At 69.2% G+C, this 24,455-nt stretch carries 25 protein-coding genes, 2 tRNA genes and 1 other RNA gene; 10 read left to right on the forward strand and 18 right to left on the reverse strand.

Going from position 1 to position 24,455, the window contains the following annotated elements:
* Positions 1 to 60 precede the first annotated feature (60 nt).
* From AP234_RS15285 to ffs, 7 genes are all read right to left on the reverse strand, one after another.
* Complete coding sequence (locus AP234_RS15285) at positions 61 to 1,128, reverse strand: aspartate-semialdehyde dehydrogenase (RefSeq protein ID WP_055480316.1); 1,068 nt, start codon at positions 1,126 to 1,128, stop codon at positions 61 to 63.
* The gene (locus AP234_RS15290; RefSeq protein WP_055480317.1) at positions 1,125 to 2,399 is read right to left on the reverse strand and encodes an aspartate kinase; all 1,275 of its coding nucleotides are present in this window, start codon (positions 2,397 to 2,399) and stop codon (positions 1,125 to 1,127) included. The genes AP234_RS15285 and AP234_RS15290 overlap by 4 nt, the downstream gene beginning before the upstream one ends.
* A 140-nt stretch (positions 2,400 to 2,539) precedes the next feature.
* Positions 2,540 to 3,070, reverse strand: coding sequence for a DUF5063 domain-containing protein (locus tag AP234_RS15295; protein ID WP_055480318.1), 531 nt, complete (start codon positions 3,068 to 3,070; stop codon positions 2,540 to 2,542).
* Positions 3,063 to 3,662 (reverse strand): recombination mediator RecR, encoded by a 600-nt coding sequence (gene recR / locus AP234_RS15300; protein ID WP_055480319.1) that lies wholly within the window; start codon positions 3,660 to 3,662, stop codon positions 3,063 to 3,065. The genes AP234_RS15295 and recR overlap by 8 nt, the downstream gene beginning before the upstream one ends.
* Before the next feature lie 3 nt (positions 3,663 to 3,665).
* Positions 3,666 to 4,013, reverse strand: coding sequence for a YbaB/EbfC family nucleoid-associated protein (locus tag AP234_RS15305; protein WP_200926527.1), 348 nt, complete (start codon positions 4,011 to 4,013; stop codon positions 3,666 to 3,668).
* Between the two features lie 204 nt (positions 4,014 to 4,217).
* Positions 4,218 to 6,467, reverse strand: coding sequence for a DNA polymerase III subunit gamma and tau (locus AP234_RS15310; protein ID WP_055480321.1), 2,250 nt, complete (start codon positions 6,465 to 6,467; stop codon positions 4,218 to 4,220).
* Positions 6,468 to 6,509: 42 nt separating this feature from the next.
* Positions 6,510 to 6,607, reverse strand: an RNA gene (gene ffs, locus AP234_RS34285) — signal recognition particle sRNA small type.
* 94 nt (positions 6,608 to 6,701) lie between these two features.
* On the opposite strand from ffs, the gene AP234_RS15315 reads away from it, so the two are divergent.
* Positions 6,702 to 6,787, forward strand: a tRNA-Ser gene (locus tag AP234_RS15315).
* Between the two features lie 104 nt (positions 6,788 to 6,891).
* Here the strand turns inward: AP234_RS15315 and AP234_RS15320 are convergent.
* Genes AP234_RS15320 through AP234_RS15330 form a run of 3 tightly spaced genes read right to left on the reverse strand, consistent with a single transcriptional unit; the run spans position 6,892 to position 9,149 of the window.
* Entirely contained in the window at positions 6,892 to 7,305 is a 414-nt protein-coding gene (locus tag AP234_RS15320) for a hypothetical protein (RefSeq protein WP_055480322.1), read from the reverse strand.
* On the reverse strand, positions 7,287 to 7,568 hold the full coding sequence (locus tag AP234_RS15325; RefSeq protein WP_055480440.1) for a hypothetical protein: 282 nt from the start codon (positions 7,566 to 7,568) through the stop codon (positions 7,287 to 7,289). Before AP234_RS15325 ends, AP234_RS15320 begins: the two co-directional genes overlap by 19 nt.
* Positions 7,569 to 7,625: 57 nt before the next feature.
* Positions 7,626 to 9,149 (reverse strand): phospholipid carrier-dependent glycosyltransferase, encoded by a 1,524-nt coding sequence (locus AP234_RS15330; RefSeq protein ID WP_055480323.1) that lies wholly within the window; start codon positions 9,147 to 9,149, stop codon positions 7,626 to 7,628.
* Between the two features lie 196 nt (positions 9,150 to 9,345).
* Between AP234_RS15330 and ypfJ the strand changes: the two genes are divergently transcribed.
* Positions 9,346 to 10,203, forward strand: coding sequence for a KPN_02809 family neutral zinc metallopeptidase (gene ypfJ / locus AP234_RS15335; RefSeq protein ID WP_055480324.1), 858 nt, complete (start codon positions 9,346 to 9,348; stop codon positions 10,201 to 10,203).
* A 72-nt stretch (positions 10,204 to 10,275) separates the two neighbouring features.
* Positions 10,276 to 10,572: a type II toxin-antitoxin system VapB family antitoxin gene (locus AP234_RS15340; RefSeq protein ID WP_055480325.1), complete on the forward strand. Its 297-nt coding sequence runs from the start codon at positions 10,276 to 10,278 to the stop codon at positions 10,570 to 10,572.
* A 210-nt stretch (positions 10,573 to 10,782) separates the two neighbouring features.
* On the opposite strand, the gene AP234_RS15345 is transcribed toward AP234_RS15340, so the two are convergent.
* From AP234_RS15345 to AP234_RS15360, 4 genes are all read right to left on the reverse strand, one after another.
* A tRNA-Ser gene (locus AP234_RS15345) sits at positions 10,783 to 10,870 on the reverse strand.
* A gap of 82 nt (positions 10,871 to 10,952) precedes the next feature.
* Positions 10,953 to 11,387: a tRNA adenosine(34) deaminase TadA gene (tadA, locus tag AP234_RS15350; protein ID WP_055480441.1), complete on the reverse strand. Its 435-nt coding sequence runs from the start codon at positions 11,385 to 11,387 to the stop codon at positions 10,953 to 10,955.
* A 32-nt stretch (positions 11,388 to 11,419) separates the two neighbouring features.
* The gene (locus AP234_RS15355; RefSeq protein ID WP_055480326.1) at positions 11,420 to 11,902 is read right to left on the reverse strand and encodes a tRNA adenosine deaminase-associated protein; all 483 of its coding nucleotides are present in this window, start codon (positions 11,900 to 11,902) and stop codon (positions 11,420 to 11,422) included.
* Positions 11,903 to 11,917: 15 nt separating this feature from the next.
* Positions 11,918 to 12,415 carry a tRNA adenosine deaminase-associated protein gene (locus tag AP234_RS15360; protein ID WP_055480442.1) on the reverse strand — a complete coding sequence of 166 codons (498 nt, stop codon included), beginning with the start codon at positions 12,413 to 12,415 and terminating at the stop codon, positions 11,918 to 11,920.
* A 135-nt stretch (positions 12,416 to 12,550) separates the two neighbouring features.
* On the opposite strand from AP234_RS15360, the gene upp reads away from it, so the two are divergent.
* The 5 genes from upp to AP234_RS15380 all read left to right on the forward strand — a co-directional run bounded on the left by upp (position 12,551) and on the right by AP234_RS15380 (position 16,549).
* Entirely contained in the window at positions 12,551 to 13,189 is a 639-nt protein-coding gene (gene upp / locus AP234_RS15365; RefSeq protein ID WP_055480327.1) for a uracil phosphoribosyltransferase, read from the forward strand.
* A gap of 393 nt (positions 13,190 to 13,582) precedes the next feature.
* The gene (locus AP234_RS37240; RefSeq protein WP_160330451.1) at positions 13,583 to 13,759 is read left to right on the forward strand and encodes a hypothetical protein; all 177 of its coding nucleotides are present in this window, start codon (positions 13,583 to 13,585) and stop codon (positions 13,757 to 13,759) included.
* Positions 13,756 to 14,286, forward strand: a complete 531-nt coding sequence (locus AP234_RS15370; RefSeq protein ID WP_055480328.1) for a PH domain-containing protein — start codon at positions 13,756 to 13,758, stop codon at positions 14,284 to 14,286. The genes AP234_RS37240 and AP234_RS15370 overlap by 4 nt, the downstream gene beginning before the upstream one ends.
* A gap of 181 nt (positions 14,287 to 14,467) precedes the next feature.
* Positions 14,468 to 15,754 carry a helix-turn-helix domain-containing protein gene (locus tag AP234_RS15375; RefSeq protein WP_235558184.1) on the forward strand — a complete coding sequence of 429 codons (1,287 nt, stop codon included), beginning with the start codon at positions 14,468 to 14,470 and terminating at the stop codon, positions 15,752 to 15,754.
* Between the two features lie 99 nt (positions 15,755 to 15,853).
* Positions 15,854 to 16,549, forward strand: a complete 696-nt coding sequence (locus AP234_RS15380; protein ID WP_055480330.1) for a FadR/GntR family transcriptional regulator — start codon at positions 15,854 to 15,856, stop codon at positions 16,547 to 16,549.
* Positions 16,550 to 17,183: 634 nt separating this feature from the next.
* Here AP234_RS15380 and dnaN read toward each other — a convergent pair.
* The 3 genes from dnaN to AP234_RS15395 all read right to left on the reverse strand — a co-directional run bounded on the left by dnaN (position 17,184) and on the right by AP234_RS15395 (position 20,563).
* Entirely contained in the window at positions 17,184 to 18,272 is a 1,089-nt protein-coding gene (dnaN, locus tag AP234_RS15385; protein WP_055480331.1) for a DNA polymerase III subunit beta, read from the reverse strand.
* 102 nt (positions 18,273 to 18,374) lie between these two features.
* Positions 18,375 to 19,022, reverse strand: coding sequence for a response regulator (locus AP234_RS15390; RefSeq protein WP_055480332.1), 648 nt, complete (start codon positions 19,020 to 19,022; stop codon positions 18,375 to 18,377).
* Positions 19,013 to 20,563 (reverse strand): sensor histidine kinase, encoded by a 1,551-nt coding sequence (locus AP234_RS15395; RefSeq protein ID WP_063842932.1) that lies wholly within the window; start codon positions 20,561 to 20,563, stop codon positions 19,013 to 19,015. The genes AP234_RS15390 and AP234_RS15395 overlap by 10 nt, the downstream gene beginning before the upstream one ends.
* Before the next feature lie 147 nt (positions 20,564 to 20,710).
* Here AP234_RS15395 and AP234_RS15400 point away from each other — a divergent pair, with 147 nt between their 5' ends.
* Both AP234_RS15400 and AP234_RS15405 read left to right on the forward strand, forming a co-directional pair.
* Entirely contained in the window at positions 20,711 to 21,613 is a 903-nt protein-coding gene (locus tag AP234_RS15400) for an ABC transporter ATP-binding protein (protein ID WP_055480443.1), read from the forward strand.
* Between the two features lie 13 nt (positions 21,614 to 21,626).
* Positions 21,627 to 22,382 (forward strand): ABC transporter permease, encoded by a 756-nt coding sequence (locus AP234_RS15405; protein ID WP_055480333.1) that lies wholly within the window; start codon positions 21,627 to 21,629, stop codon positions 22,380 to 22,382.
* 454 nt (positions 22,383 to 22,836) lie between these two features.
* Here the strand turns inward: AP234_RS15405 and AP234_RS15410 are convergent, their stop codons facing one another.
* Complete coding sequence (locus AP234_RS15410; protein WP_055480334.1) at positions 22,837 to 23,988, reverse strand: RNA-guided endonuclease InsQ/TnpB family protein; 1,152 nt, start codon at positions 23,986 to 23,988, stop codon at positions 22,837 to 22,839.
* Positions 23,989 to 24,455: the final 467 nt, after the last annotated feature.

Raw genomic sequence — 24,455 nt, forward strand, 5'->3', positions numbered from 1 at the left:
CCGCGAGAATTCGCAAGATCACGGGATGGGGTGTGGATGGGGTGTGGGTGGCCGGTGGGGTCAGGCGAACTCGGCGGCGATCAGCTCGGCGATCTCGGCGGCGTTGAGGGCCGCGCCCTTGCGCAGGTTGTCGCCGCAGACGAAGAGGTCGAGCGTGTTCGGGAAGTCCAGCGCCTGGCGGACCCGCCCCACGTAGGTGGGATCGGTGCCCACGACGTCGATCGGCATCGGGTAGACGCCGGCGGCCGGGTCGTCCATGAGGATCACCGTCGGCGCCGCCTCCAGGACGCGGTGCGCGTCCGCCACCGTGATCTCCCGCTCGAAGGTCGCGTGTACGGCCAGCGAGTGGGTGGTCACGACCGGGACCCGGACGCAGGTCGCCGAGACCTTGAGGTCCGGAATGCCGAGGATCTTGCGCGACTCGTTGCGGAGCTTGAGCTCCTCCGACGCCCAGCCGTCGTCCTTGAGCGAGCCGGCCCACGGCACCACGTTGAACGCGATCGGCGCGGGGAACGGCGACTCGACGTCGCCGAGCTTGTTCTGGAGGACCTTGCGCACGTCTCCGGCCGCCTGGCCGACACTCCGGTCACCCGCCAGCGCCTCGACCTCGTCGTACAGCCGTGCCGGACCGGCCACGCCGGCGCCCGAGACCGCCTGGTAGGAGGCCACGACCAGCTCGCGCAGGCCGTACTCCTCGTGCAGGGCGCCCATGGCGGCCATCATCGACAGCGTGGTGCAGTTCGGCGTCGCGATGATGCCGAGCGGCCGGTCGCGTGCGTCGCCGGGGTTGACCTCCGGCACCACCAGCGGCACCTCGGGGTTCATCCGGAACGTGCCCGACTTGTCGATCACGATCGCGCCGCGCCCGGCGGCGATCGGCACCCATTCGGCGGAAACCTCGTCGGGGACGTCGAAGATGGCGATGTCGACGCCGTCGAACACCTCGGCGGTCAACGCCTGGACGACCACGTCCTCGCCGCGGACCTGCAGGACCTTTCCGGCCGATCGGGCGGAGGCGACCAGGCGGATCTCGCCGTAGACGTCCTCGCGGCCGCTGATGATCTCTCGCATCACGGTGCCGACGGCACCGGTCGCGCCGACGAGGGCGAGGGTGGGCTTGCGGCTCATCGTCCGGTACCTCCGTACACGACCGCCTCGACCTGGTCGGCGTCGAGGTCGAAAGCACGGTGCGCGGCGGCGACCGCGGTGTCCACGTCGTCCAGGTCCACGATCACCGAGATGCGGATCTCCGAGGTGGAGATCATTTCGATGTTCACGCCGGCGTCGGCCAGCGCGCCGAAGAACTTCGCCGTGACCCCGGGGTGCGACCGCATCCCCGCCCCGATCAGGGAGACCTTGCCGATCTGGTCGTCGTACAGCAGCGACTCGAAGGCCACCTGGCTCTGGATCTTCTTCAGCGCGGTGAGCGCCGCCTGGCTGTCGCCGCCCGGGAGCGTGAACGAGATGTCCGTACGGCTGGTCGCCGCTGCCGACACGTTCTGGACGATCATGTCGATGTTGATCTCAGCGTCGGCCAGAGTTCTGAAGATGGCGGCAGCCTCGCCGACCTTGTCGGGCACCCCGACCACAGTGATCTTGGCCTCGCTCCGGTCGTGGGCGACTCCGGAGATGATGGGCTGCTCCATCTGGGTTCCTTCGGTATTGGGATCGGACACGACCCACGTGCCTTGCCTGGTGCTGAACGAGCTTCTGACGTGGATCGGCAGACGGAACCTACGGGCGTACTCCACGCAGCGCAAATGGAGGATCTTGGCCCCGCACGCGGCCATCTCCATCGCCTCGTCGTAGGAGATACGAGGAATCTGCTGTGCCGTCGGCACGATGCGGGGATCGGCGGTGAATATGCCGTCCACATCGGTGTAGATCTCGCAGACGTCCGCCTTGAGCGCGGCGGCGAGCGCGACGGCCGTGGTGTCGGATCCTCCCCGACCCAGCGTCGTTATGTCCCTGGTGTTCTGGGAGACGCCCTGGAATCCCGCCACGATCGCGATCTGTCCGGCGTCCAGCGCCTCGCGAATGCGGCCGGGCGTCACATCGATGATGCGTGCCTTGCCATGGGTGGAGTCGGTGATGACCCCGGCCTGGGAACCGGTGAAGCTGCGCGCCTCGTGACCCAGGTTGGCGATGGCCATCGCGAGCAGCGCCATCGAGATGCGTTCGCCGGCGGTCAGCAGCATGTCCAGCTCGCGCCCCGGGGGCAGCGGCGACACCTGCTGAGCCAGGTCCAGCAGTTCGTCGGTGGTGTCGCCCATCGCGGACACGACCACCACGACCTCGTTGCCGGCTTTTTTCGTCGTGACGATCCGCTGGGCGACCCGCTTGATGCAGGCCGCGTCCGCCACCGACGAACCACCGTATTTCTGGACAACGAGGGCCACTGGAATCTCCAACGAATCAGGACGTGGAGCTCACAGTGTACTTGGGGCGCCTTATGGCGGGCCGGGGCAGACCAGCATGTGGACGCCGGAACGGCCGCGCCGTACGGGCCGGACGGGGACCACGAGCGGATCAGCCGTGCTCAGACGACCGTGCTCTCCTCGACCACGTCGAGACGGGTGTGCGCCACGAGCGCGTGCAGGGCGCGCAACGCGGCTCCCGCGTGGTTCCCCCAGGTGTTGAAATATGAGTACTGCCACCACCACAGCGCCTCCAGCGGACGGCCGGCTCGGTAATGCCGCAGTCCGTGGATGAGGTCGACCGCCACCGCCGTGAGATCGTCCGACAGCCGGTACGGCGTGACCGCCGTGTCCTTGTACGGATCGAACACCTCGGCGTAGTCGTCCACCGGGCCCAGTCGTACGGCGAGAGCCGTACGCAGGGGATCTATGTCGGGGTCCTCCCCCAACGGCGGCTCGAAGTTGCCCTGCAGGATCACGTCCTGTACGGCCCCGAGCTGGGTGCCCGCGAGACTGACCTGGGCCACCTCCATCAGCAGCAGCGGCAGGATCGCGTCGCCGCCCTCGCCGCCCGCGAGGCGGGTCAGGCCGTCGATGTAGTTCTGCGCATGCCCGGCGACGCGTGCGGCCAGATCGTTCCACTCGTCAGACATCCAGCAGCCTCCGTCCTTCGAAAGCGCGGCCCAAGGTGACCTCGTCGGCGTACTCGAGGTCACCGCCCACCGGCAGGCCGCTGGCCAGTCGTGTCACTTTCAACCCCATGGGCTTGACGAGCCTGGCCAGATAGGTGGCCGTCGCCTCACCCTCGAGATTCGGATCGGTCGCGAGGATCAGCTCTGTCACCTGGCCGTCGGCCAGCCGTGCCATCAACTCGCGAATCTTGAGGTCGTCCGGGCCGATGCCGTCGATCGGGCTGATCGCTCCGCCGAGCACGTGGTAGCGGCCACGGAACTCGCGGGTCTTCTCGATCGCCACGACGTCCTTCGACTCCTCGACCACGCAGATCACCTGCGGGTCGCGCCGAGGATCCCGGCAGATCCGGCACTCCTCGTCCGCCGCGACGTTGCCGCAGACCCGGCAGAAGCGCACCTTCTCCTTGACCTCGAGCAGCGCGTGCGCCAGCCGCTTCACGTCCGCCGGATCGGCGGCGAGCACATGGAACGCGATGCGCTGCGCGCTCTTGGGACCGACGCCGGGCAGCAGCCCCAACTCGTCGATCAGGTTCTGGACGACCCCCTCGTACATGACCTAGAACCCCGGCAGTTGACCGAGACCGCCTCCGAGTCCCTGCGCGAGCGGACCGAGCTTCTCCTGCTGCATCTCGGCCGCGGCGCGCACGGCGTCCCGGACCGCGGCCAGGACGAGATCGGCGATGGTCTCCGCGGTCTCCTGCGGGTCGTCGGCGTCGATCGCCGACGGACTGATCTCGAGTTCGAGCAGCTCGCCGCTACCGTTCACGGTCGCGACGACGAGCCCGCCCCCGGCGCTTCCCTCGATCTCGGCATCGCTGAGCTCCTGCTGCGCGGTGACGAGCTGCTGCTGCATCAGCTGAGCCTGCTCCAGCAGCTGCTGAAGGTTGACATCTCCTGGATTCACGATCGTGTGCTCCTCAGCGTCCAGCGACATGTTCGTCGCGATGAGCCTACGGTGTCCGCCGCCGTTCCGACACCGGCGCACGCACGTGTCCCCGCCGTTCGGATCGCGTACGGCACGGCACCTGCCTGCGATCATGGACGCCAGGGGGAGTCGTGCCCTGAGGGACTCGCGATGCCCGCTCACGCCGTTCCGCCGGCCGCCGGTTCAGGAGTGGTCGATCTCCTCGATGATCTGACCGCCGAGCTCCCGTTGGACGAGGGCCAGACCGGTCAGATCGCTCACGTCCGCGTCGGCGTCGTTGAGCGGGTCGACGTCGTCGACATCGGAGCCTGCGCCGGTCCGGCCCCGGCGGGGGACGGCGTCCGGCCAGGCCTGGCGCGACCGGCTCTGGGCCGCGGCCCTGACCGCCGACCTCGCCGCCGAAGCCGCCCCTGCCGGCGTCTCCGGTCCATGGAAGTCGTCCGACGGCTCGTCCGGCCAGCTCTCGTCGGTGGTGCGGGTGTCGCCGCCGGTCCGGGAGACATCGGTCGCGCGCGCGTCCTGACCCCTGCCCGCGCCTTCGGGTGCCCTCCCCTGGCTGCCACTGCCCTGTGCCTCCTGGCCATGGCCCTGTGCACCGGTCGACGCGGCAGAGGACCGGGCCGCACCGGCGGCACTCGGGGCCGGAGCCGCCGACGGACGGGTGGGGCCGCCGGACCCCTGTGGCCGCTGCCCCTGCGGCCCCTGGGACGCGGCGGAGCGGGAGGCCGGTCCGCGCGAGGCGTGGCCCGCGGGTCCGGCACCCCCGACCACCACGTCGACCCGCCAGTTTCCGCCGAGCACGTCGCCCAGGGCCGCCGCGACCACCTCGTCCCGTTTGCCCTTGAGGAATCCCTGGACGTCGCCGGGCTTTTCGAATCCGACGGTCACGAGGTTGCCCTCGACGCCGAGCAGCCGGCCCTGGGCGTTGATGATCATCCACGCCACCCGCTGCCGGTTCTTGATCGCTTCGAGAACCTGGGGCCACACCTGCTGCACCGGTCCGTGCTGTCCGCCGTGCTGCTCCGGCTGCGCGTTCCCGGCGGGCGGAGCCGTACGGGCATCGGCGGCCGGAGCACCACCCGGTCGTGCGGGCGTGGGCCAGTCATCCGCCGCGGGGGCGGGAGCCGTACGAGCCGCAGGCGGCTGGGCGGCGGGTGGCGGCGGTGCCGCGACCGGCGCCGGATCGGGCGCCGGGGCCGGCTGCTGCGGAGCGGCGGCGGGCGGGGGAGCAGCGGCAGGAGGAACAGAGGCGGGGGGACCGGCGATAGGGGCGGCGGGCGCGCCGCGCTCCAGCCGTTCGAGCCGGGCAAGCAGCGCCATCTCGCCCTGATCTGCGGCGGGCAGCAGCACACGGGCGCACATCAACTCGAGCAGCAGGCGGGGAGAGGTGGCCCCGCGCATCTCGGTCAACCCGGCGTTGAACACCTCGGCCGCCCGGGTCAGCTCGGCCGGTCCCATGGAGGCGGCCTGCGCCTGCAGGCGCTCCAGCTCGTCGGCCGGGCGGTCGAGCAGCCCGCTGGACGCCGCCTCGGGCACGTTCGCCAGGATCACCAGATCGCGGAATCGCTCCAGCAGGTCGGTGGCGAAGCGGCGGGGGTCGTGCCCGCCCTCGATCACCCGGTTGACCGCGTTGAACACCTGCGCACCGTCGCGCCGGGCGAACGCGCCGACCACCTCGTCGAGCAGGTCCCCGTCCGTGTAGCCGAGCAGCGAGACCGCCCGCTGGTAGGTGATGCCCGCCTCGTCGGCGCCGGCGAGGAGCTGGTCGAGGATCGACAGCGAGTCGCGGGCCGACCCCGCGCCCGCGCGGACCACGAGCGGCAGCGCGGCCGGTTCGTACGGCACGGACTCGGACTCGAGGATCTCCTCCATCAGTTGCCGGAGCGTGGCCGGCGGCATGAGCCGGAAGGGATAGTGGTGGGTCCGGGACTTGATCGTCCCGATGACCTTCTCCGGTTCCGTGGTCGCGAAGACGAACTTGAGGTGCGGCGGCGGTTCCTCGACGAGCTTCAGCAGCGCGTTGAAGCCCTCACGGGTGACCATGTGGGCCTCGTCGATGATGTAGATCTTGAAGCGGGCCGAGACCGGAGCGAAGAAGGCCCGCTCACGCAGATCGCGCGCGTCGTCGACGCCACCGTGCGAGGCGGCGTCGATCTCGATCACATCGAGGTGACCCGGCCCGGTGGGGGCGAGGGCGACACACGACTCGCACTCGCCACAGGGATCGGGCGTCGGTCCCTTCTCGCAGTTGAGCGAGCGGGCGAGGATGCGGGCACTGGAGGTCTTACCGCAACCGCGCGGACCGCTGAACAGGTAGGCGTGGTTGACCCGTCCGCTGCGCAGCGCCTGGCGCAGTGGTTCCGTGACGTGTTCCTGCCCCTTGACCTCGGCGAACGTCCCGGGTCTGTACTTGCGGTACAGCGCAAGACTCATGCCGTCTCCTCGGGGGGGTAGACCCGGCGGGCGGTTCCGCTAACTGAAGAACCCCTCGCACACCCGCCAGAGCCCGCTTATCCTTGCTGCCTTCCGGCCCTGGGGAGGTTCACAGGATGACGCCGCGCGAGGGGTCCACGGACAGTCTAACCACTTCGCGGGGATGCGCAGACCGGGAAACCCGTGCTCCCGTGCCGGTCATCGCACCCCGGAAAGTCCGCTAAGCTGTGCGACGGAGGATTCGCCTAGTTGGCCTAGGGCGCACGCTTGGAAAGCGTGTTGGGGGCAACCCCTCGCGAGTTCGAATCTCGCATCCTCCGCGCTTGGTTGAGCAGCAAGAACGCGTAGGGCCCGGACAGATCCATCCGGGCCCTACGCGCGTCTGGGGCTCGGTTTTGGTCTCACCCGACCGGGCGCCGGCAGCTCAGACGGACACCAGATGGACATGGTCACCGCAGAGCTTGGTCATGTCGTCGACGTCCGAGGTGAGCATCGCGACCGGACGGCGTTGCCGTACCGCCATCTCGGCGACGACCGCGTCGATCGCATGCCTGTGACCATGCAGCCCCGCGTCGACCAGCATGGCGGACGCGGCCTTCGCCTCCTCCTCGCCCACCCGTTCGATCCGCAGGCCGGACAGGAGCCACTTCAGCCTGGCGCCGTCCGTACGGCGGTGCGCGGCCTCGATGATGGTCAGCGCACTGGTCACCACCTCCATGCCCCTCCTGCGCGCCTCAGCGATCATCGCCACCACGGAGACGTCGTCGTCGACGAACTTGGCGAGGCCCTCGCAGTCGAGGACGAGCGTGCCCTCGTGGCTCAGCTTCCTGCGGGCCATCCGCCCTCCTCGGCGAACACCTCGTCGAAGATCTGACGTGCCCTGCCCTGGGCCTCCGCCGGGATCGACCCGTGCCGCCGCTCGTAGTCGGCCAGGTATTCGTCCAGGATCAGTCCGCGCAGCTCCCGTTCCACGGCGGAGGTGATGAAGGCCGAGAACTCGCGCTTGCCCACCCGACGGCGGATCGCCTCGGCCGTGCCCTCCGGCAGCGAGAGGCTCACCCTGGTCGCCGGGCCCTCGCCGATGTCGTACTCGTTGAGCATCGCCGTCACGAGGCGAGATTATCAAACAAGTGGGAATCGAAGAAGGCGTTCGGCGGGTCAGATCCAGCTCTGGAAGAACATCCGGCTGAACCATTGATCGACAGGCAGGGGCTCGGCGGTGAGAATGGGCGAAATCCACCAGAAGTTCACCAGCGCCAGCAGTGCGAACGCGCCCACCAGGGTGACACCGACCGTACGCCGCTCCTGGGAGGCCCCGGCCGTACCCATGATCAGCCCGCAGGACAGGACGATGGCCAAGATCATGAAGGGCAGCATGGGAAGCGTGTAGAACAGGTACATCGTGCGCTGGTCGGCGATCGCGTAGTAGAACCACGGCAGCCACCCGGCGCCGTACGCGAGGAGCAGTGCGCCGGCCCGCCAGTCGCGCGTCCCGAAATACCAGATCATCATGGCGACGAGCGCGGGCAGCGCCGCGTACCAGATGAGGGGCGTGCCGGCGCCCACGATCGACGCGCGGCAGGTGTCCGCGCCGCACCCGCCCGCGGTCTCCTGGTAGAAGAACGCCACCGGGCGCAGCAGCAGCGGCCACGTCCAGGGGTCGGACTGGTAGTCGTGGGGGGTGGTCAGGCCGGTGTGGGAGCCGAGCACCTGCAACTGGTAGGACACCAGCGAGCGCAGCGACTCGATGAGAAAGGACCGCCCGGGCGACGTCGCGCCGTCCCAGTCGCGGCCCCAGCCGGCGGCCGTGGACAGCCAACCGGCGAACGACGCGACGTAGACGAGAATCGGCGCGACTCCCATCCAGGCGGCCCCGAGCGGCAGATCACGTCCCGCCGTCTCGACGTAGGGGCGGCGTATGCCCACCGCGCGGCGGGCGCCGGCGTCCCAGGCGAGCGTCATGATCCCGAAGGCCACGATGAAGAACAGGCCGGTCCACTTCGTCGCCAGCGCCGCGCCCAGGCAGAGACCGGCGGCGAGGCGCCACGGCCGGAGACCGAGCCATGGTCCCGGCCCCCGTCCCGGGGATGTGGAGGTCGCGGAGGCCGTCGCGTGCCAGTCCGCCAGCCGCGCCCGGGTCCTGTCCCGGTCCACCACCAGGCAGGCGAACCCGGCGAGCACCCAGAACATCAGGAAGATGTCCAGCAGTGCCGTACGGGAGAGCACGAAGTGCAGCCCGTCGAGGGCGAGCAGGAATCCCGCGAGACAGCCGAGCAGCGTCGACCGGGTCATCCGGCGGGCCGTACGGGCGAGGACGAGCACCGAGACGGTGCCGACGAGCGCGGGCATGAACCGCCAGCCGAACGGGGTCAGACCGAACAGCCATTCCCCCACGCCGATCATCCAGTTGCCGAGCGGCGGGTGCATCGCGTAGGTCGCACAGTCCTGGACGTTGTCGCAGACCTTGAAGAGCTGCTCGCTGCCGCGCAGCATCAGCTGGTCGGCGTCATCGACGAACTGCCGCTCGACGCCATGCCTGATCAGTGAGAAGGCGTGCTTGGCGTAGTAGGTCTCGTCGAACACCACCGCGTGCGGCGTGCCGAGGTGGTAGAAGCGCAGAACCCCACCGAACAGCGCCACGACCAGGGAGCCGACCCATCCCCACAGGGGATTGTCCGGCATCGGCGGGAGCAGCCTGTCACGGACGGAATGCGAAGCGGTGTACGGCTCCCGCGTCGCTGGAGAGGGGAGAAGCGACACTCCCGCATACTACGCATGAGGGACATGACGCCGACTGATCTCGCCGATTCTGGGCAGGGCAGAATGGCGACGACATCCGATCACGCAAGACATTGCCCCAGCAGCGGGAGCGTTCGAAGTGGATTTCGACGACCGGGCACGGCTCGACGCCTCGCAGGTCGAGGACGTCGGGGGCGGATCCAGGCGCGGCGGCCTGGCCCTCGGCGGCGGGGCCGCCGGCATCATCGCGCTCATCCTCGCGCTGATCTTCGGCGTCAATCCGGCCGAGATCCTCGGCGGCGAGGAGGGACAGCCGGCCGGGCTGCAACCGGGCACCGATCTGAGCCAGCAGTGCAGAACCGGCGCGGACGCCGACCAGTCCGAGAAATGCCGGGTCGTCGGGGTGGTCAACAGCATCCAGAAGTACTGGGAAGGCGAGATCTCCGACTACCGGACCGCCAAGACCACGCTGTTCTCCGGCGGCGTCAACACCGGCTGCGGTTACGCGGACTCCTCGGTCGGCCCCTTCTACTGCCCGGCCGACAGGCACGTCTATCTCGACCTGTCCTTCTTCGACCAGTTGCAGTCGCAATTCGGCGCCGAGGGCGGCCCGTTCGCCCAGGCGTACGTGATCGGGCACGAGTACGGACATCACGTGCAGAACCTCCTCGGCACGATGGACCGGGCCGGCCAGGGGTCCGGTGCCGAGAGCGGCTCCGTACGGCTGGAGCTTCAGGCGGACTGCTACGCGGGCGTCTGGGCCGACAACGCCGTGAACACCGGCTTCTACGCCCAGAGGTTCACCGACTCCGACATCCGGCAGGCGCTCGACGCCGCGGCCGCCGTCGGCGACGACCGCATCCAGAAGCGGGCACGCGGCCGGGTCGACCCGGAGGCGTTCACGCACGGCACGTCGGCACAGCGGATGAAGTGGTTCAAACGGGGCTACCAATCCGGCGACCCGTCCCGCTGCGACACCTTCTCCGGGAGCATCTGACCCGGGCGGAAGCACTGCCGGACGACGGGCTCCCTACCCCGGTGGACGTCGTCCTCTCCTAAACTACATACCGTGATCTTTAAAATGATCGGTGAAGGCCGTCCCTATCCGGACCACGGCCTGTCGCACCGTGAGTGGGCGCAGATCCCGCCCCGCCAGGTCCGGCTCGACATGCTGGTCACCACCAAGGCGGTGCTGGACCTCAACTCGCTGCTGGCCAAGGACTCGACGTTCTACGGGGACCTCTTCCCCCACGTCGTGCAGTGGCGGGGCGATCTCTACCTCGAGGACGGACTCCATCGCGCCCTGCGGGCCGCCCTCCACCAGCGATCCGTGCTGCACGCGCGGATCCTCGAACTGGAGAGCTGACTCCGGCCCACGGCCAACGGCCCCGTACCGGTCGAACGGCCCCGGAGCGATCGGAGTCGGACCGATCGGAGTCGGACCGATCTGAGCCGGACCGATCTGAGCCGGACCGATCTGAGCCGGACCGATCGGAGTCGGGCGATCGGGCCTCGAAACGAGTGAAACCCCCGAACCGTCAGGGTTCGAGGGTTTCCGATGTCTTGAGACATCACATGGCGGTGGAGGTGGGATTTGAACCCACGGTAGGTTGCCCTACACACGCTTTCGAGGCGTGCGCCCTCGGCCACTAGGCGACTCCACCGCGCAGCAGCTTACCGGACGAAGGGCGATGCCCGCGCATCCGTTTTCCAACGCATCCTCCGGCGCCCGCCCGTAAAGGCGGCTCAGCCTCGCCGAGCGGCGAAGAACTCCCCGAGCACGGCGGCGCACTCGTCGGCCAGCACGCCCATGACGACCTCGGGCCGGTGGTTGAGCCGACGATCCCTGATGACGTCCCACAGCGAGCCCGCCGCGCCGCCCTTCTCGTCGGCCGCGCCGTACACCACTCGATCGACCCGGGCGAGTACGGCCGCGCCCGCGCACATCGTGCAGGGTTCGAGCGTCACCACGAGCGTGCAGCCGGTGAGCCGCCACTCCCCGGTCGCCCGCGCCGCCTCGCGCAGGGCGAGCATCTCGGCGTGTGCGGTGGGATCGCCGCTCGTCTCGCGGTCGTTGCCGGCGACACACAGGATCTCGCCGTCCGGCCCCAGCACCACGGCGCCCACCGGCACCTCGCCACGCCGCCCGGCTCGTACGGCCTCGGCCAGCGCGAGCCGCATCGCCGGCTCGTAGCGTTCCGCCGGCCCCCCGTTCACCGCAGCCGGTCGAGCTCGTCGGCGAACCCGAGGCGTTCGGCGATGAGGGACAGGATGTCCGCGGGGAGCACGCCCTCCTCCATGCTGAGCTCCAGCAGCTCCTCGGCGCTCAGCGAGAAGTCGGTGAGCAGCTCGAGGTCGCCCACCGGGCGGATGCCGAGGTCGGGCGCTTCCGCGTCCACCACGACCCCGGCGAGCTCGCCGAGGAGTTCACCGAGGGGGTCGCCCATCGCGGCATGGGCATCGGAGATGAACACACGGGGGTCCAGCGCGTCCTCATAGCGGACGATCGCGAACCACTCGTCCTCGACCTCGACGCACAGCAGGACCAGCTCGTCACCGCTGAGCCCGAGTGTCTCCTGTGCCGCATCGCCCAGGTCGTCGGCGATCTCGGCCTCGCCGAGGTCGACCTCGGCGCCGGTCCAGCGATCGTCCGTCCTGGCGAAGGCCGCGGAGAAGAGGTTGGATCTCGAGGGCATTGCCGTCTCCCGAGGTCAGCCGACGGCGGCGTCGACGGCGCGTTCGAACGGGTGGGAGAATCCGAGCCGTGCGGCGATGCTGGACAGCACCTCGTCCGGCAGCAGATCGAGGTCGCCGGACAGCGCGCCCAGCTCCATCTCGTCGAGCCCGAGGTCGGCGAAGATGGACAGATCTCCCGCCGGATACACGCCGTCGAGATCCTCCTCCTCGGGCACGGGCACGTCGAGGTACTCGAGAACCTGGCGCGCGAGTGACCAATCCCACGCCGCCGTGATGTCCGAGAGGAAGACGCTCACCCGTTCACCGAAAACCCGTAACACCACAAAGAAGTCATCCCCCACCGCGACCATGCCAATCGTGGTGCCCATGCTCGGCGTCTGGCGGAGGGCGTGGACGAGTCCGTGCAGGTCGGAAGTGAGAGCCACCGGAAGCATCTCGGCCTCCCAGTGGTCATCCTCGCGGTAGACCACGATGGCGAAGTCAAGCGCGTCTTCGTCGTCTGTCATCGTCATCTCCACCGGCACGATCCTCACAACACGCAATCGTCGCAGACTCGACGTTCCACCGCCCGTCGGTCACTCCAAATTGTGATCAAAAGAGTCAGGCGACGTCGAGGATCGGCCCAGGACACGGTAACTTTTCCTGCCATGGAGACCCTCGTCGTCGATCATCCGCTCGTGGCCCACAAGCTGACCACCCTCCGTGACGTGCGGACCGACTCGCCGACGTTCCGCCGGCTCGCCGACGAACTGGTCACGCTCCTCGCCTACGAGGCCACCCGCGACGTCCGCGTGACCGACGTCACCGTGGAAACCCCCCTCGTGACCACTCACGGTGTGCGGCTGGCCCGTCCGGCGCCGCTCGTCGTGCCGATCCTGCGCGCCGGGCTCGGCATGCTCGACGGCATGACCCGCATCCTGCCCACGGCCGAGGTCGGCTTCCTGGGCATGATCCGCGACGAGTCCACGTTGAAGGCCCAGACCTACGCCACCCGGCTGCCGGAGGATCTGTCCGGACGCCAGTGCTACGTGCTCGACCCGATGCTGGCCACGGGCGGCACCCTGGCCGCGGCGGTCCGGTTCCTGTTCGACCGCGGGGCACAGGACGTCACCGCCATCTGCCTCCTGGCCGCGCCCGAGGGGATCGCGCACATGGACGACACCTTCCGCGGCACCGGCAAACCGATCCGTGTGGTGACCGCCGCCCTCGACGAGCGGCTCAACGAGCAGGGCTACATCGTGCCCGGGCTCGGCGACGCCGGAGACCGCCTCTACGGCGTGGTCTGATCCGTACGATCCGATCAGGTCGCTCCGATCGGATCGGGTCCGATCGGAGTGCCTTCTTGATCGGTACGGTTCGACCGGCGAGGTTTGATCGAGGTCATCTGACCGGCTTGGTCTGATCTACCCCCGGCGCCATATTCCCCTGTCGAATCGGCGACGACTCTCTGGTCGTGAATCCCCCGGTCACGCCCTCCACGACTCGGTTACACTACGCGCTTATATGGGTACGTAGAGTTATGAAGACGTCTCTTCGTTTCCACGTGCCGAACGCCTGGCGGTGTGTCGTGGCCGGCGGGGGGCGCGGCGAACGGGGACGACGGCAGCGGTTGTTCACGGCTCGATGTTCGGCGGCCTCAACCGCTTTACCGAACCGGGCGGCTGGGTAATGTATAGGTCATGGGAGTGGTGACGGCGGTGCAAGCCAAGAAGGTCCTCAAGTGGGGGGCCATCGTCCTGGTGGCTTTCTACCTGTTGACAAGGCCGACTGATGCGGCCCGGACAGTCCACGGAGCGCTCAACGGCATGGTCAACGCGGCCAACTCGATGGCTCAGTTCTTCGCCACCCTGACATGAGACTTGTGACCCACGGGGACTCCGCCCCGTCGTCGGTCAACCGTTACCTCCTCCCCCACGAGCACCAGGTCATCATGGTCAGGCGTCATCCTGCCGTCCTGCTCAGACCGGTCGCAGAGATCTTCGGTGGGCTGATCCTCGCGGGTCTGCTCAGCAAGTGGCTGAGCGACAGCGGTGCGGGCCAGGCCCTCGTCCTGATCTGGTGGGCCTGGCTGCTGCTCCTCATCCGGTTCGTGTGGAAGGTCGCCGAGTGGTCGGTCGACTACTTCGTCGTGACCTCCTCCCGCATGCTCCTCACCACCGGTCTCATCACGCGCAAGGTCGCGATGATGCCCCTGAGCAAGGTCACCGACATGAGTTTCCAGCGCTCGCTCCTCGGCCGCATGCTCGGCTATGGCGAGTTCGTCATGGAGTCGGCCGGCCAGGATCAGGCGCTGCGCACCGTTCCCTACATCCCCTATCCCGAGACCTTGTACCTAGAGGTCTGTCAAATGATCTTCCCCGGCAAGGACTCGGACGACGACTGATCCCCGTCCCGTCCATCCACTCACATCGGCCGTGATCGAACCTTCACCGGGCGATTCTTGGTTGAGGGTTACACGATTCGGCGGCTTCATGCCATTATGGCCCCATCATTGACCATCCCCCGCCCTGAGAGATCAGATGCCGAGTCAGGGAACCATCGGTGACCGCGTCCGCGGATTGCGGTTGAGCAGGCGAATGTCCCAGGCCCAGTTGGCCGGGCCCGACCTGTCGGACAGCTACGTCTCCCTCATCGAGTCCGGAAAGCGGACGCCCACTCCAGTCGTTGCGCGACTCCTCGCCGAGCGGCTCGGTTGCACCACTGAGTTCCTGCTCCACGGCATAGAGCCACGGCAGCGCATAGACACCGAGCTCGGCCTCCGACATGCCGAGCTCGAGCTTTATCATGGCGATCCCGCCGCCGCCGCCGATCGATTCGACGACATCGTGAAGGCGGCGGGAGAGGACAACGCCGTGCTCGCCGCGCATGCGCGCGTCGGCGTGGCCCGCGCACTTGAGGCGCAGGGACACACCGGGCGGGCGGTCGAGGCCTACGAACGGCTCCGCCGCGAGGCGGCCGCGCACCCCGAGCGCCTCGCCGACCTTCCCCTGGTGGTCTCGCTGTGCCGGTGCTACCAGCGGGCCGGAGACCGGCTGCGTGCCCGGGATCTCGGCGGCCATGCCCTCGACCAGGCAGACCGGCTCGGCATCACCGAGGGCGATCTCGCCGTGGAGCTGGCCCTCGCCCTGGTCGAGACCGAGAGCGGCCTGCCGTACGTCGAGCGCGTGCTCGCGGCGACAGGGGTGCCCGAGGCGGCCGCCGATCAGTCCTCCGAGGTGCTCGCCCTCTGGCAGGCCAGTGTGGCCGCCGCCGAGGGAGAGGACTCCGCGCTGGCCGTCCGCCTCGCAGAGGACGCCCTGTCGGCGGGCCGGACCGCCCGGATCGCGGTGCGCCGCGCGCGGATCGCCATGCACTGGGCGCGGATCACCGCCGATGCCGAAAACGCTGATTTGGACCGAGCCAACAGCCTCGCCGCCTCAGCGGCCGGTGTTCTCTCCGCGTTTCCCGGCGAGCGGGCCGAGCATGCCCGCAGCCTCGTCGTGCTGAGTCATGTGCGCCTTCGCAGTGGCGACACGGAATCCGCAGTGGATCTCGCCGAACAGGCACTGGATCTGTCGGTCTCCATCCGTGGGACGACTGCCGCCGCCGCGCATCTCGTGCTCGCCGAAGTCGCGTTGTCACGCTCCCACGACGCGGCGCCCGCATTGCGACGCGCCAAGGAGCTGCTCGACGGCGACACGACCGCCCCCAGCAGGGAGACCGCGCAGGCGTGGCGCAGGCTCGGTGACCTGTGGGGACAGGCCGGTGACGTCGATCAGCAGGCCGGGGCATATCGTAGGGCCCTGGAAGCCGTGGGAATTCGCGTCCACATACCGGGCTCCACCACCTCTTCGGCGATGCTGATCGGATAAGCCTCCTGGGAGCCCCGGCGTTGGTCTGGAGGCTCTGGAATAATTAGGGTGGACCGGTCATTCCATCATGGGATGACCGGCACCCGAAGGAGGCTGAGTGTGAGTCTGCGGACGGCGCAGCGGGCGTCTCTCGTGGACCAGGTGATCGACCAGCTCAAGGAGCAGATCACCTCTGGTTCGTGGCGGATGCATGCCAAGATCCCCACTGAGACGGTTCTCGCCGAGCAGCTCGGGGTAGGCCGCAACACCGTACGCGAGGCGGTGCGTGCGCTGACCCACGCGGGACTGCTGGAGTGCCGCCAGGGGGACGGAACCTACGTCCGGGCGACGAGCGAGCTGTCAGGCGCGATGGCTCGGCGACTGCGAGCCGCCGAGCAGTTGGAGATCCTCGAGGTTCGGCGCGCGCTCGAAGTCGAGGCGGCGCGCCTTGCCGCCACCCGGCGCACCGACGAGGACGTGACCGCCATCGAGGCCGCCCTGGGTGAGCGGGAGAAGGCCTGGGCGAACGGCGACCCCGAGAAGTTCGTCGAGGCGGACCTGGCCTTCCACGTGGCAGTCGTGGAAGCGACGCACAACAACGTGTTGATCGATCTTTACACCGACTTCTCGGCCGCGCTTCGCGCGAGCATCGCGGCGGCGGGCGGTTCGCTGGAACAGAACTACATCCCCCACGACTCCATCGTGCGAGCCATCGCCGCCGGGGACGCCGCTGCCGCCGAGCGGGCCGGCCACGCGTGCATGGAGCACATCCTGATCGCGCTGACCGACACCCAGAACCTGACCGCCTCCGCCTGAACCACCCGGTCCCCAGCTGAGCGACCGTCTCGCAGGCGCGGCATCCCAGAGAGACTGGTCATCGCTGCAGGGCTCGGTCACTGCGGAGGCCGGTCATCGCGGAATCCTGTCACCGCAAGGGGCCGGTCACTGCAAGGGGTCGGTCACTGCGCCGGGAGGAAGCTCCGGTCCGCTCCGAAGCCCGCTGGTGCGGGCTTCGCATGCGGTCCTCGCTCCCTCCGGCTCCGCTCCCTCGACCCTGCCGCCCTGCGCCTGACCACGAACCTCACAGGCGCGGAATCCCAGAGAGACTGGTCATCACTGCAGAGGTCGGTACTGCGAGGGGCCGGTCATCGCGGAGTCCTGTCACCGTAAGGGGCCGGTCACTGCAAAGGGCCGGTCACTGCGCCGGGAGGAAGCTCCGGTCCGCTCCGAAGCCCGCTGGTGCGGGCTTCGCATGCGGTCCTCGCTCCCTCCCGCTCCGCTCCCTCGCACCTGCGCCTGAAGTCCGCACAAGCGCTATCTGGGCGACCGCAGCCCGCCTTCGTAGCGAGGATCGGCCAGACGGATGCATCGCAAGGCCGAGGAGGAGCCCATAGCGGAGCTATGGGTGACGACGAGAATGCGCGAGGCGCCGTCTGGGCGACCGCAGCCATCAGGTGAGGCGGAGGGACATCACCAGGTAGCGGAAGCCGGAGTCGCCCTCGCCCGTGATCAGGGCGGGGCGGGTCGGCGAGTCCATATGCAGGCGCACGCGTTCGGTCTCGACTCCGTTCAGCCCGTCCAGCAGGTAGTGCGGCTGGAAGGCGATCTGGATGTCGTCCCCCGTGAGATCGGCCTCGATGATCTCGGTTCCCCGGCCGATCTCCGCGCCGCCCGCCTGGATCCGCACGTGGCCTTGGGAGAACGAGAGCCGTACGGCCGTGTTGCGCTCGGCGACCAGCGCCACCCGCTTGACGGCCTCGACGAACGGGGCGACGGCCAGGTCCGCGTGGATCGCCCACTGCTGGGAGAGCCGCGACCGGTAGTCGATGAACTGGTCGTCGAGCAGCCTGACCGTGGTGGTGCGGCCCTGGCTGGAGAAACCGGCGATGTTCTCCCCCAGCCCGATCGAGACCTCGCCGCCGCGCAGTGCGCGCGCCACCTCGACCAGGACACGTGCGGGCACCACCACGCCGTGCCGTTCGTCCTGTCGCTCGGGGTGCCACAGGAAGTCCTCGGCGGCGATCCGATAGCGATCGGTGGCGGCCATCGTGACCTGGACGCCGTCGACGTCGACGCGGATGCCGGTGAGCATCGGCAGCGTCTCGTCCCGGCTCGCCGCCGCGGCCACGTGGCCGACCGCGGCCGCGAAGACGCCTCCACCCACCGCACCGATCTTCGCGGGCATGGCCGGCAGGTTCGGAAAGTCCTCATCCGGCAGCGTGAGCAGGCTGTATTCCAGGCTGCCGCAGCGCAGCACGGCCTCGGCACCGCTTCTGGCGATCTCGACGGGGCGGTCCGGCAGACTCCTGGTGATCTCGGCCAGCACCCGGCCCGGGATCAGCACCCGCCCCGGCTCTGCGACGTCGGCGTCGATCTGGGCACGGGCCGAGACGTCGTAGTCGAAGGCCGAGACGTACAGGTCCTCGGCCGCCTCAAGGAGCAGGCCCGACAGCGCCGGCAGGGCGGGCCTGCCCGGCAGCACACGGGCGGTCCAGGTCACGGCCTCGGCGAGCACACTGCTGTTCACCTGGAATTTCACCCTGACCTCCTGCTCTCCCGGTCCACGTCTCGCTGCAACGGTAGCCCGCCGGGCCGACAGAAATGACCGGTGCGGGGGAACGCGGTCGCCCCGCCCCCGGAACTACCGGCGGTTCAGGAACGCCAGCACGGCGAGCACCCGGCGGTTGTCGTCGTCGGAGGGGACCAGGCCGAGCTTGGTGAAGATGCCGGCGGTGTGCTTGCCGACCGCGCTCTCACTCAGGTACAGGCGCTGGCCGATCGCCGCGTTGGATCTTCCCTCTGCCATGAGTTCGAGCACGTCGCGCTCGCGCGGGGTGAGCCTGCTCAGCGGTTCGTTGCGTGCGTTGCTGGCCAGCAGCTTGGCGATGACCTCCGGGTCCATGGCCGTACCGCCGGCCGCCACACGGCGTACCGCGTCCACGAACTGCTCGCCGTTGAAGACGCGGTCCTTGAGCAGGTAGCCGATCCCGCCCGAGCCGTCTGCCAGCAGTTCCCTGGCGTAGAGCTGCTCGACGTGCTGGGACAGCACGAGGATCGGCAGCCCAGGGATCCGCTCGCGTGCCGCCAGCGCCGCCTGCAGCCCCTCGTCGGTGAAGGTCGGCGGGAGCCGTACGTCGACGACGGCCACATCGGGACGATCCCGGATCAGGGCTTCGAGCAGATCGGGACCGGATTCGACCGCCGCGACCACGTCGAAGCCGTGTGCGCGGAGCAGATGGACCAGGCCCTCCCGCAGGAGATGGAGATCCTCGGCGAGGACTACCCGCACGCTCCCTCCTCTGCCCGCTTCTGCTGCGCGGTGAGCACCGCGGCGGCCGTGAACAAGGAACCTCCCAGGACGATCATTCCAGCGATCACGGGCCACTGGAACGGCTCGGGGAGATGAAGGGCGAGAAACCATGACTTCTCGCGCACATCGAGGATCTTGAAGACCATCGGCACCAGTCCCTGCGGGAACAGGGGGAGCCAGCACAGCGTCCAGCCCACGGCGATGGTCACGCTCCGCCAGGTCGGCACCGGGACCGGGACCGTGCCCAGCGGCAGCTCGACGACCGCCGTCGTGGGGCCGCCGGGCGGGCTGTTCAGCGCGAGCACGCCGTCGAACGCGGCGATCCTGCGCTCGATCCCGCTCAGGCCCGTGCCACGTGCCGGGTCTGCCCCGCCCTGCCCGTCGTCCGTGACGCTGATCCGCAGATTGCCCCCACGCTGGCTGATGTCGATCCACGCCTCGGTGGCGTCGCCGTGCCGTACGGCGTTCGCGAGCAGCTCGCTGATCGCGAAGTAGGCGGCCGACTCGACGGGGACCGGCGGCCGTCCCGGCAGATCGACGGTCACGTGGGTGCGCAGGGGGCTGTCGAGGGCGAGGGCTCGTACGGCATCGCCGAGGCCGCGCTCGGCGAGGACCGGCGGGTGGATGCCCCGCACGACCTGGCGCAACTCGTGCAGCGCGGTCACGGAGGCCTCCCTGGCCTTGGTGAGCAGCGCCTTCGCCGCGTTCGGGTCGGAGTCGACGAGTTGCTCGGCCGCGCCGATCGTCATGCCGATGGCGACCAGTCGCGCCTGAGCCCCGTCGTGCAGATCACGCTCGATCCGCCGCAGCTCGGCGGCCTGGGAGTCCACCACCTCGCCCCGCGTCCTGGCGAGGTGATCGACCCGCCGGGCCAGCCTCGCCTTCTCGGTCGGAGCGAGCAGGGAGTTCGCGATCTGCCCGTGCATGCGCACGCCCCATGGCGCCACCCAGGGCGCGGTGATCAGGGCCAGCCCGGCCCAGAGCAGGCCGCTGTGCCAGTTGCCCCACTCGACGTACGCCGTGCCCACCTCCGTGAACCGCACCATGCCGCCCCCGAGGCCGAAGAGGACGAACAGCGCGGGAGCCCCGGCGAGCAGACCGCCGGACCAGAAACCGATCAGCAGATAGGCGAAATCACGCCAGGTGGCCGGATCGGTCGTCATCCACTTCAGCCGTCGGTTGAACGCCGGAATCCGCGGTGTCTTGTAGAGGTTGCGTCCATCGCGGTACCACCCGTCCGCCTGGGGCACCGGCGGGAGCGGGGCCGGCTGGTACGGCTCTTCGATCTTCACGCCCGACCACTCGCGGGCCAGCCGCCGCTCCAGGCGGGTCGTCGCCCGCGTGAGCCGTACGGCGGGCGGGAACAGGAACACCAGTCCCAGACCGAAGCTGAGCGTCGCGGCCAGCAGCATCACCGCGGCCACCATCTGCCCGAGCACGGCCACGCAGAGGAGCGCCGTGCCCCTGGCCAGCGCCTTGAGCGTCTCGCCGCCTGCCGTTCCCAACCGTTTGAGATCCATCTGCCCACCTCTCCTGTGGCCAGTGTCGCCCAGGGCGAAGTCGCAGCGCAGTGCCCCTGGGCACCGGATGAGGGTGGGGATAGGTACACCCCTGCCGGGTCCCCAGCCGCATTCCCGTTCGGCCGTCCGGTTCCTAGCGTCTTGGTCATGCCGATCATCACTGTGGACAAGCTTCGCAAGACGTATGGAACTCGGGTGGCCGTCGAAGACGTCTCGTTCTCCGTCGAGGAGGGTGAGATCTTCGGCGTCGTCGGCCGCAACGGAGCCGGCAAGACGACGACGGTCGAGTGCGTGGCCGGCCTGCGCACCCCGACGTCGGGGACCATCCGCGTGGAGGCCGACCTGAAGCAGCAGGTCGGGGTGCAGCTCCAGGACTGCTCGCTACCTGACAAGATCCGCGTCGGCGAGGCGCTGAGCCTATACGCCTCGTTCTACGCCCGGCCCGCCGACTGGCGCGCGCTGCTCGCGGAGACCGGCCTCGATCCGCGTACGGCTTTCGCGAAGCTGTCCGGCGGGCAGCGTCAGCGACTGTCGATCGCGCTCGCGCTGGTCGGCGATCCGAAGATCGCGATCCTCGACGAGCTCACCACGGGTCTCGACCCCCAGGCGCGACGGGACACCTGGGAGCTGATCGAGCGCATCCGCGACCGCGGCGTGACCGTGATCCTGGTCACCCACTTCATGGAGGAGGTCGAGCGGCTGTGCGACCGCGTCGCGGTCATCTCGGCCGGCCGGGTTCTCGCGGTCGACACCCCGGCGGGACTCATCGCCCGGGCGGGCGGCGAGCACCGTCTCACGTTCCGGACACGCGGGCCGATCGACGGCCTGGCGAAGCTTCCCGAGGTGTCGGCCGTGACGCCGACCGCGACGGCAGGGGACGCCGTCGAGGTCGTGGTCACCGGCACCGGTGACCTGCTCACCGCGGTCATGACCGTACTGCCCGCCGCGCAGATGTCCGGCCTCCGCATCGAGCGGACCACCCTCGACGACGCGTTCCTCACCCTCACCGGCCACCCTGCCGAGCACCTCGCCGACCATTCCGCCGCTTAGGAGACAGACGAACATGGCGACCATCACCACCACGGCCCGCCTCGCGGCCGTCGAAACGAGGCTCTTCCTCCGCGAACCCGCCGCGGTCTTCTTCGCCATCGTGCTTCCGGTGGGGCTGCTGCTGGCCCTGGGCGGTTCGATCCCCAACTTCCGTAAACCGGACCCCGCGCTCGGCGGACAGCGACCCGTGGACGCGCAGTTCCCGGCCCTGATGATCCTCCTGTCGATCATGCTGCTCGCGCTCAGCACGCTGCCGACGGCCCTGGTCATCTATCGGGAGCGGGGCGTGCTCCGGCGGATGTCCACCACTCCCGTACGGCCGAGCTCGCTGCTGGCGGCCCAGCTCCTGATCAACGTCGGCGTGGCCATCGTCGCGACGGCGCTGACCCTCGGGCTGGGTCACCTGGCCTTGGACATGCCGGCTCCGCGCGCGTTCTGGACGTTCGCCGGGGTCTTCGCGCTCGGCTCGACGGCGCTGTTCGCCATCGGCCTGTGCCTCGCCGCCGTGGCACCGAACTCCCGGGTCGTTCAGGGCGGGGGTGCGGCCGTGCTGTTCCCGCTGCTGTTCCTCGGCGGCATGTGGCTGCCGCGGCAACTGATGCCCGAGATCCTGCGCCGGATCAGCGACTTCACCCCGTCCGGCGCCTTCGGTCAGAGTCTCACGGACGCACTCGCCGGGCAGACGCCGCAACTGCTGCACATCGCCGTACTCGCCGGATGGGCGGTGCTCGCCGGTCTCGCCGCGGCACGGCTGTTCCGCTGGGAATGACCGGCGCCACCGACCGGGCCAGGCCGTGTTCTACGGGGGACACGACCTGGCCCCTCGCCGAGCGCGCCCACCTGCTCGGGCGGCTGCCAGTTCAGGGCCGCGCGCGCAGGCCGTACGGCTGCTGCTGTTGTAGAAGAGGTGCACGTAATCGGCCTTCTGCCGGTGCGAGCCGTTGCGTGCCCACAACTCCTTCCGCAGATGCGCCTTCCCCGAGCAGTTGGGCAGCGCCTGCCGCGGCGGATGCCGAATCGGTCGAGGAAGCAGTCGAGGAAGCCGAAGCGGCGGCCGACGTCGAGGCGGACGCGGCGGTGGCCGTCGAGAGGGTGAGGGAAGCCGCGATCAGGCCGGCTCGAGGGCCGCGGCGACGAGTGCGCGCATGTCTCCTCCAAGGTGTCAGCTTCTCGGCCCTGAAGAGCCAAGCTTGCAGCTCCTCGCCGTCGATGGCTTCGACGATTCAGGCCGCGTCGTCGGCAGCGTGACTCACTGCCCAGCCCGCGACACCGCGTGCGGCGATGTTGCGGGCTGCGTTGACGTCGGCGTGCTCAGCGAAGCCGCACGACGTACAGGCGAAGGTTTCCTGGCCGGGCCGGTTCCTTTTGTCCACGTGCCCGCATGACGAGCACGCCTGGGAGGTGTAGGCCGGATCCACATGGACCACGGCCACGCCTGCGCGGGCCGCCTTGTAGGCGATGAACGACCCGAGCTGGTGGAAGCTCCAGGAATGCAGCGTGACCCGCTGGGGCTTGCGGAGCCGTACCCGGTCGCGGATCCCGCCCAGGTCTTCCAGGGCGATGCCGCGTCCGGTGCGTTCTGCCTCGGTCACGATCTGCTTGGCGATGACGTGGTTGGTGTTCGCGGCGAACCGCGCTTCCTTACGGCGGCGTTTCTTCAGCAGCCGTTTGGCGGACTTGGTGCCCTTGGCCTGCAGGCGGGCTCGCAGCTCGCGCTGGCGGTGGCGGACCGCGTTCAGGCCCCTGCCCGAGTGGCGTTTGCCGTCGCTGGTGGTGGCGATGTTGGCGATCCCCAGGTCCACACCCACAAATCCGTCCGGGGTGGCGACCGGAGGGTCGGGAACCTCGCAAGTGGCGATCAGGAACCACATGCCGTCCCGCGTGACCAGGTCGGACTCGCCCTTACGGTAGGCGGTCAGGGTTTTGATCCGGTCGGCCGATCCGGTGAAGGCCACCCCCCGCAGCCGTCCGGCGGTCGTCCAGATGCTCACGGTGCGCGCGTCGAGCTGCCAGGACAGGCACCGGTCGTCGAACGGCTGCGCCGCGCTGGGGCGGAAGGCGATCGGTTTGGATTGCGCGCGTTTCCGGCGCGGTGATCCTTGTGGTCCCAGGTTTCCGGCGCGGATGTTGGCGCGCAGCGTGGTGTAGGCGTCGACCACCTTTTTGATCACACGCTGGGCGGTCTGCGCTCCCAGCCCGGCGGCTTTCAGCTCACCATAGGTGATCTTGCGGAGTGCGTACTCGCGGGTGACACCGGCGGCGAACGCCGTCTGGGAGACGAGGTTGGCGGCCTGGTTGACCGCGTGCAGGGTCGCCTCCAGCGCCGCCGCCTGCTCAGGCGTTGGCAGGAGCCTCACCTGCACCACCAGTTTCACAATCGAACACACTACCATTTGGCCTATGTCACCGCGATGGGAACCCAACCCCGATATACGCAGGGGACGGACCGTTGTCTACGCGCTACATGCGCATTTGGTGTTCACCCCCAAGTACCGGCGCGAGGTCTTCACGAAAACCAGAAACGTCCGGACTAGCGTCCGGAGACTCAAAAACCCGGGCCGGGAAGCGATTCCTCCCGGGCGTGAACGCCCGGGGTTCCTCGCTAGACCACGCTGAAAGGGGTGAGATCCGGCGCCGGGCCGGTCGATCGGCGGCGCCTGGGATCAGGCTGACCGAGCCGGGCGAACCGACGCCGGAGCCCCGAGGGCTGCGGCGGTTGCGGCACAACTTGCAGCGCCGTGACCTGAGGTTTCTCCGGGACCGCCGCAAGAGTGGCCTGGCCGGGTGGTAACGTCACCGGTCGGCGCCGACGCGAGTGCTCCGGAGAGCGGGTCGATCCGTG

This window comes from Sphaerimonospora mesophila (assembly GCF_001417795.1).
Taxonomy (GTDB): Bacteria; Actinomycetota; Actinomycetes; order Streptosporangiales; family Streptosporangiaceae; genus Sphaerimonospora; species Sphaerimonospora mesophila.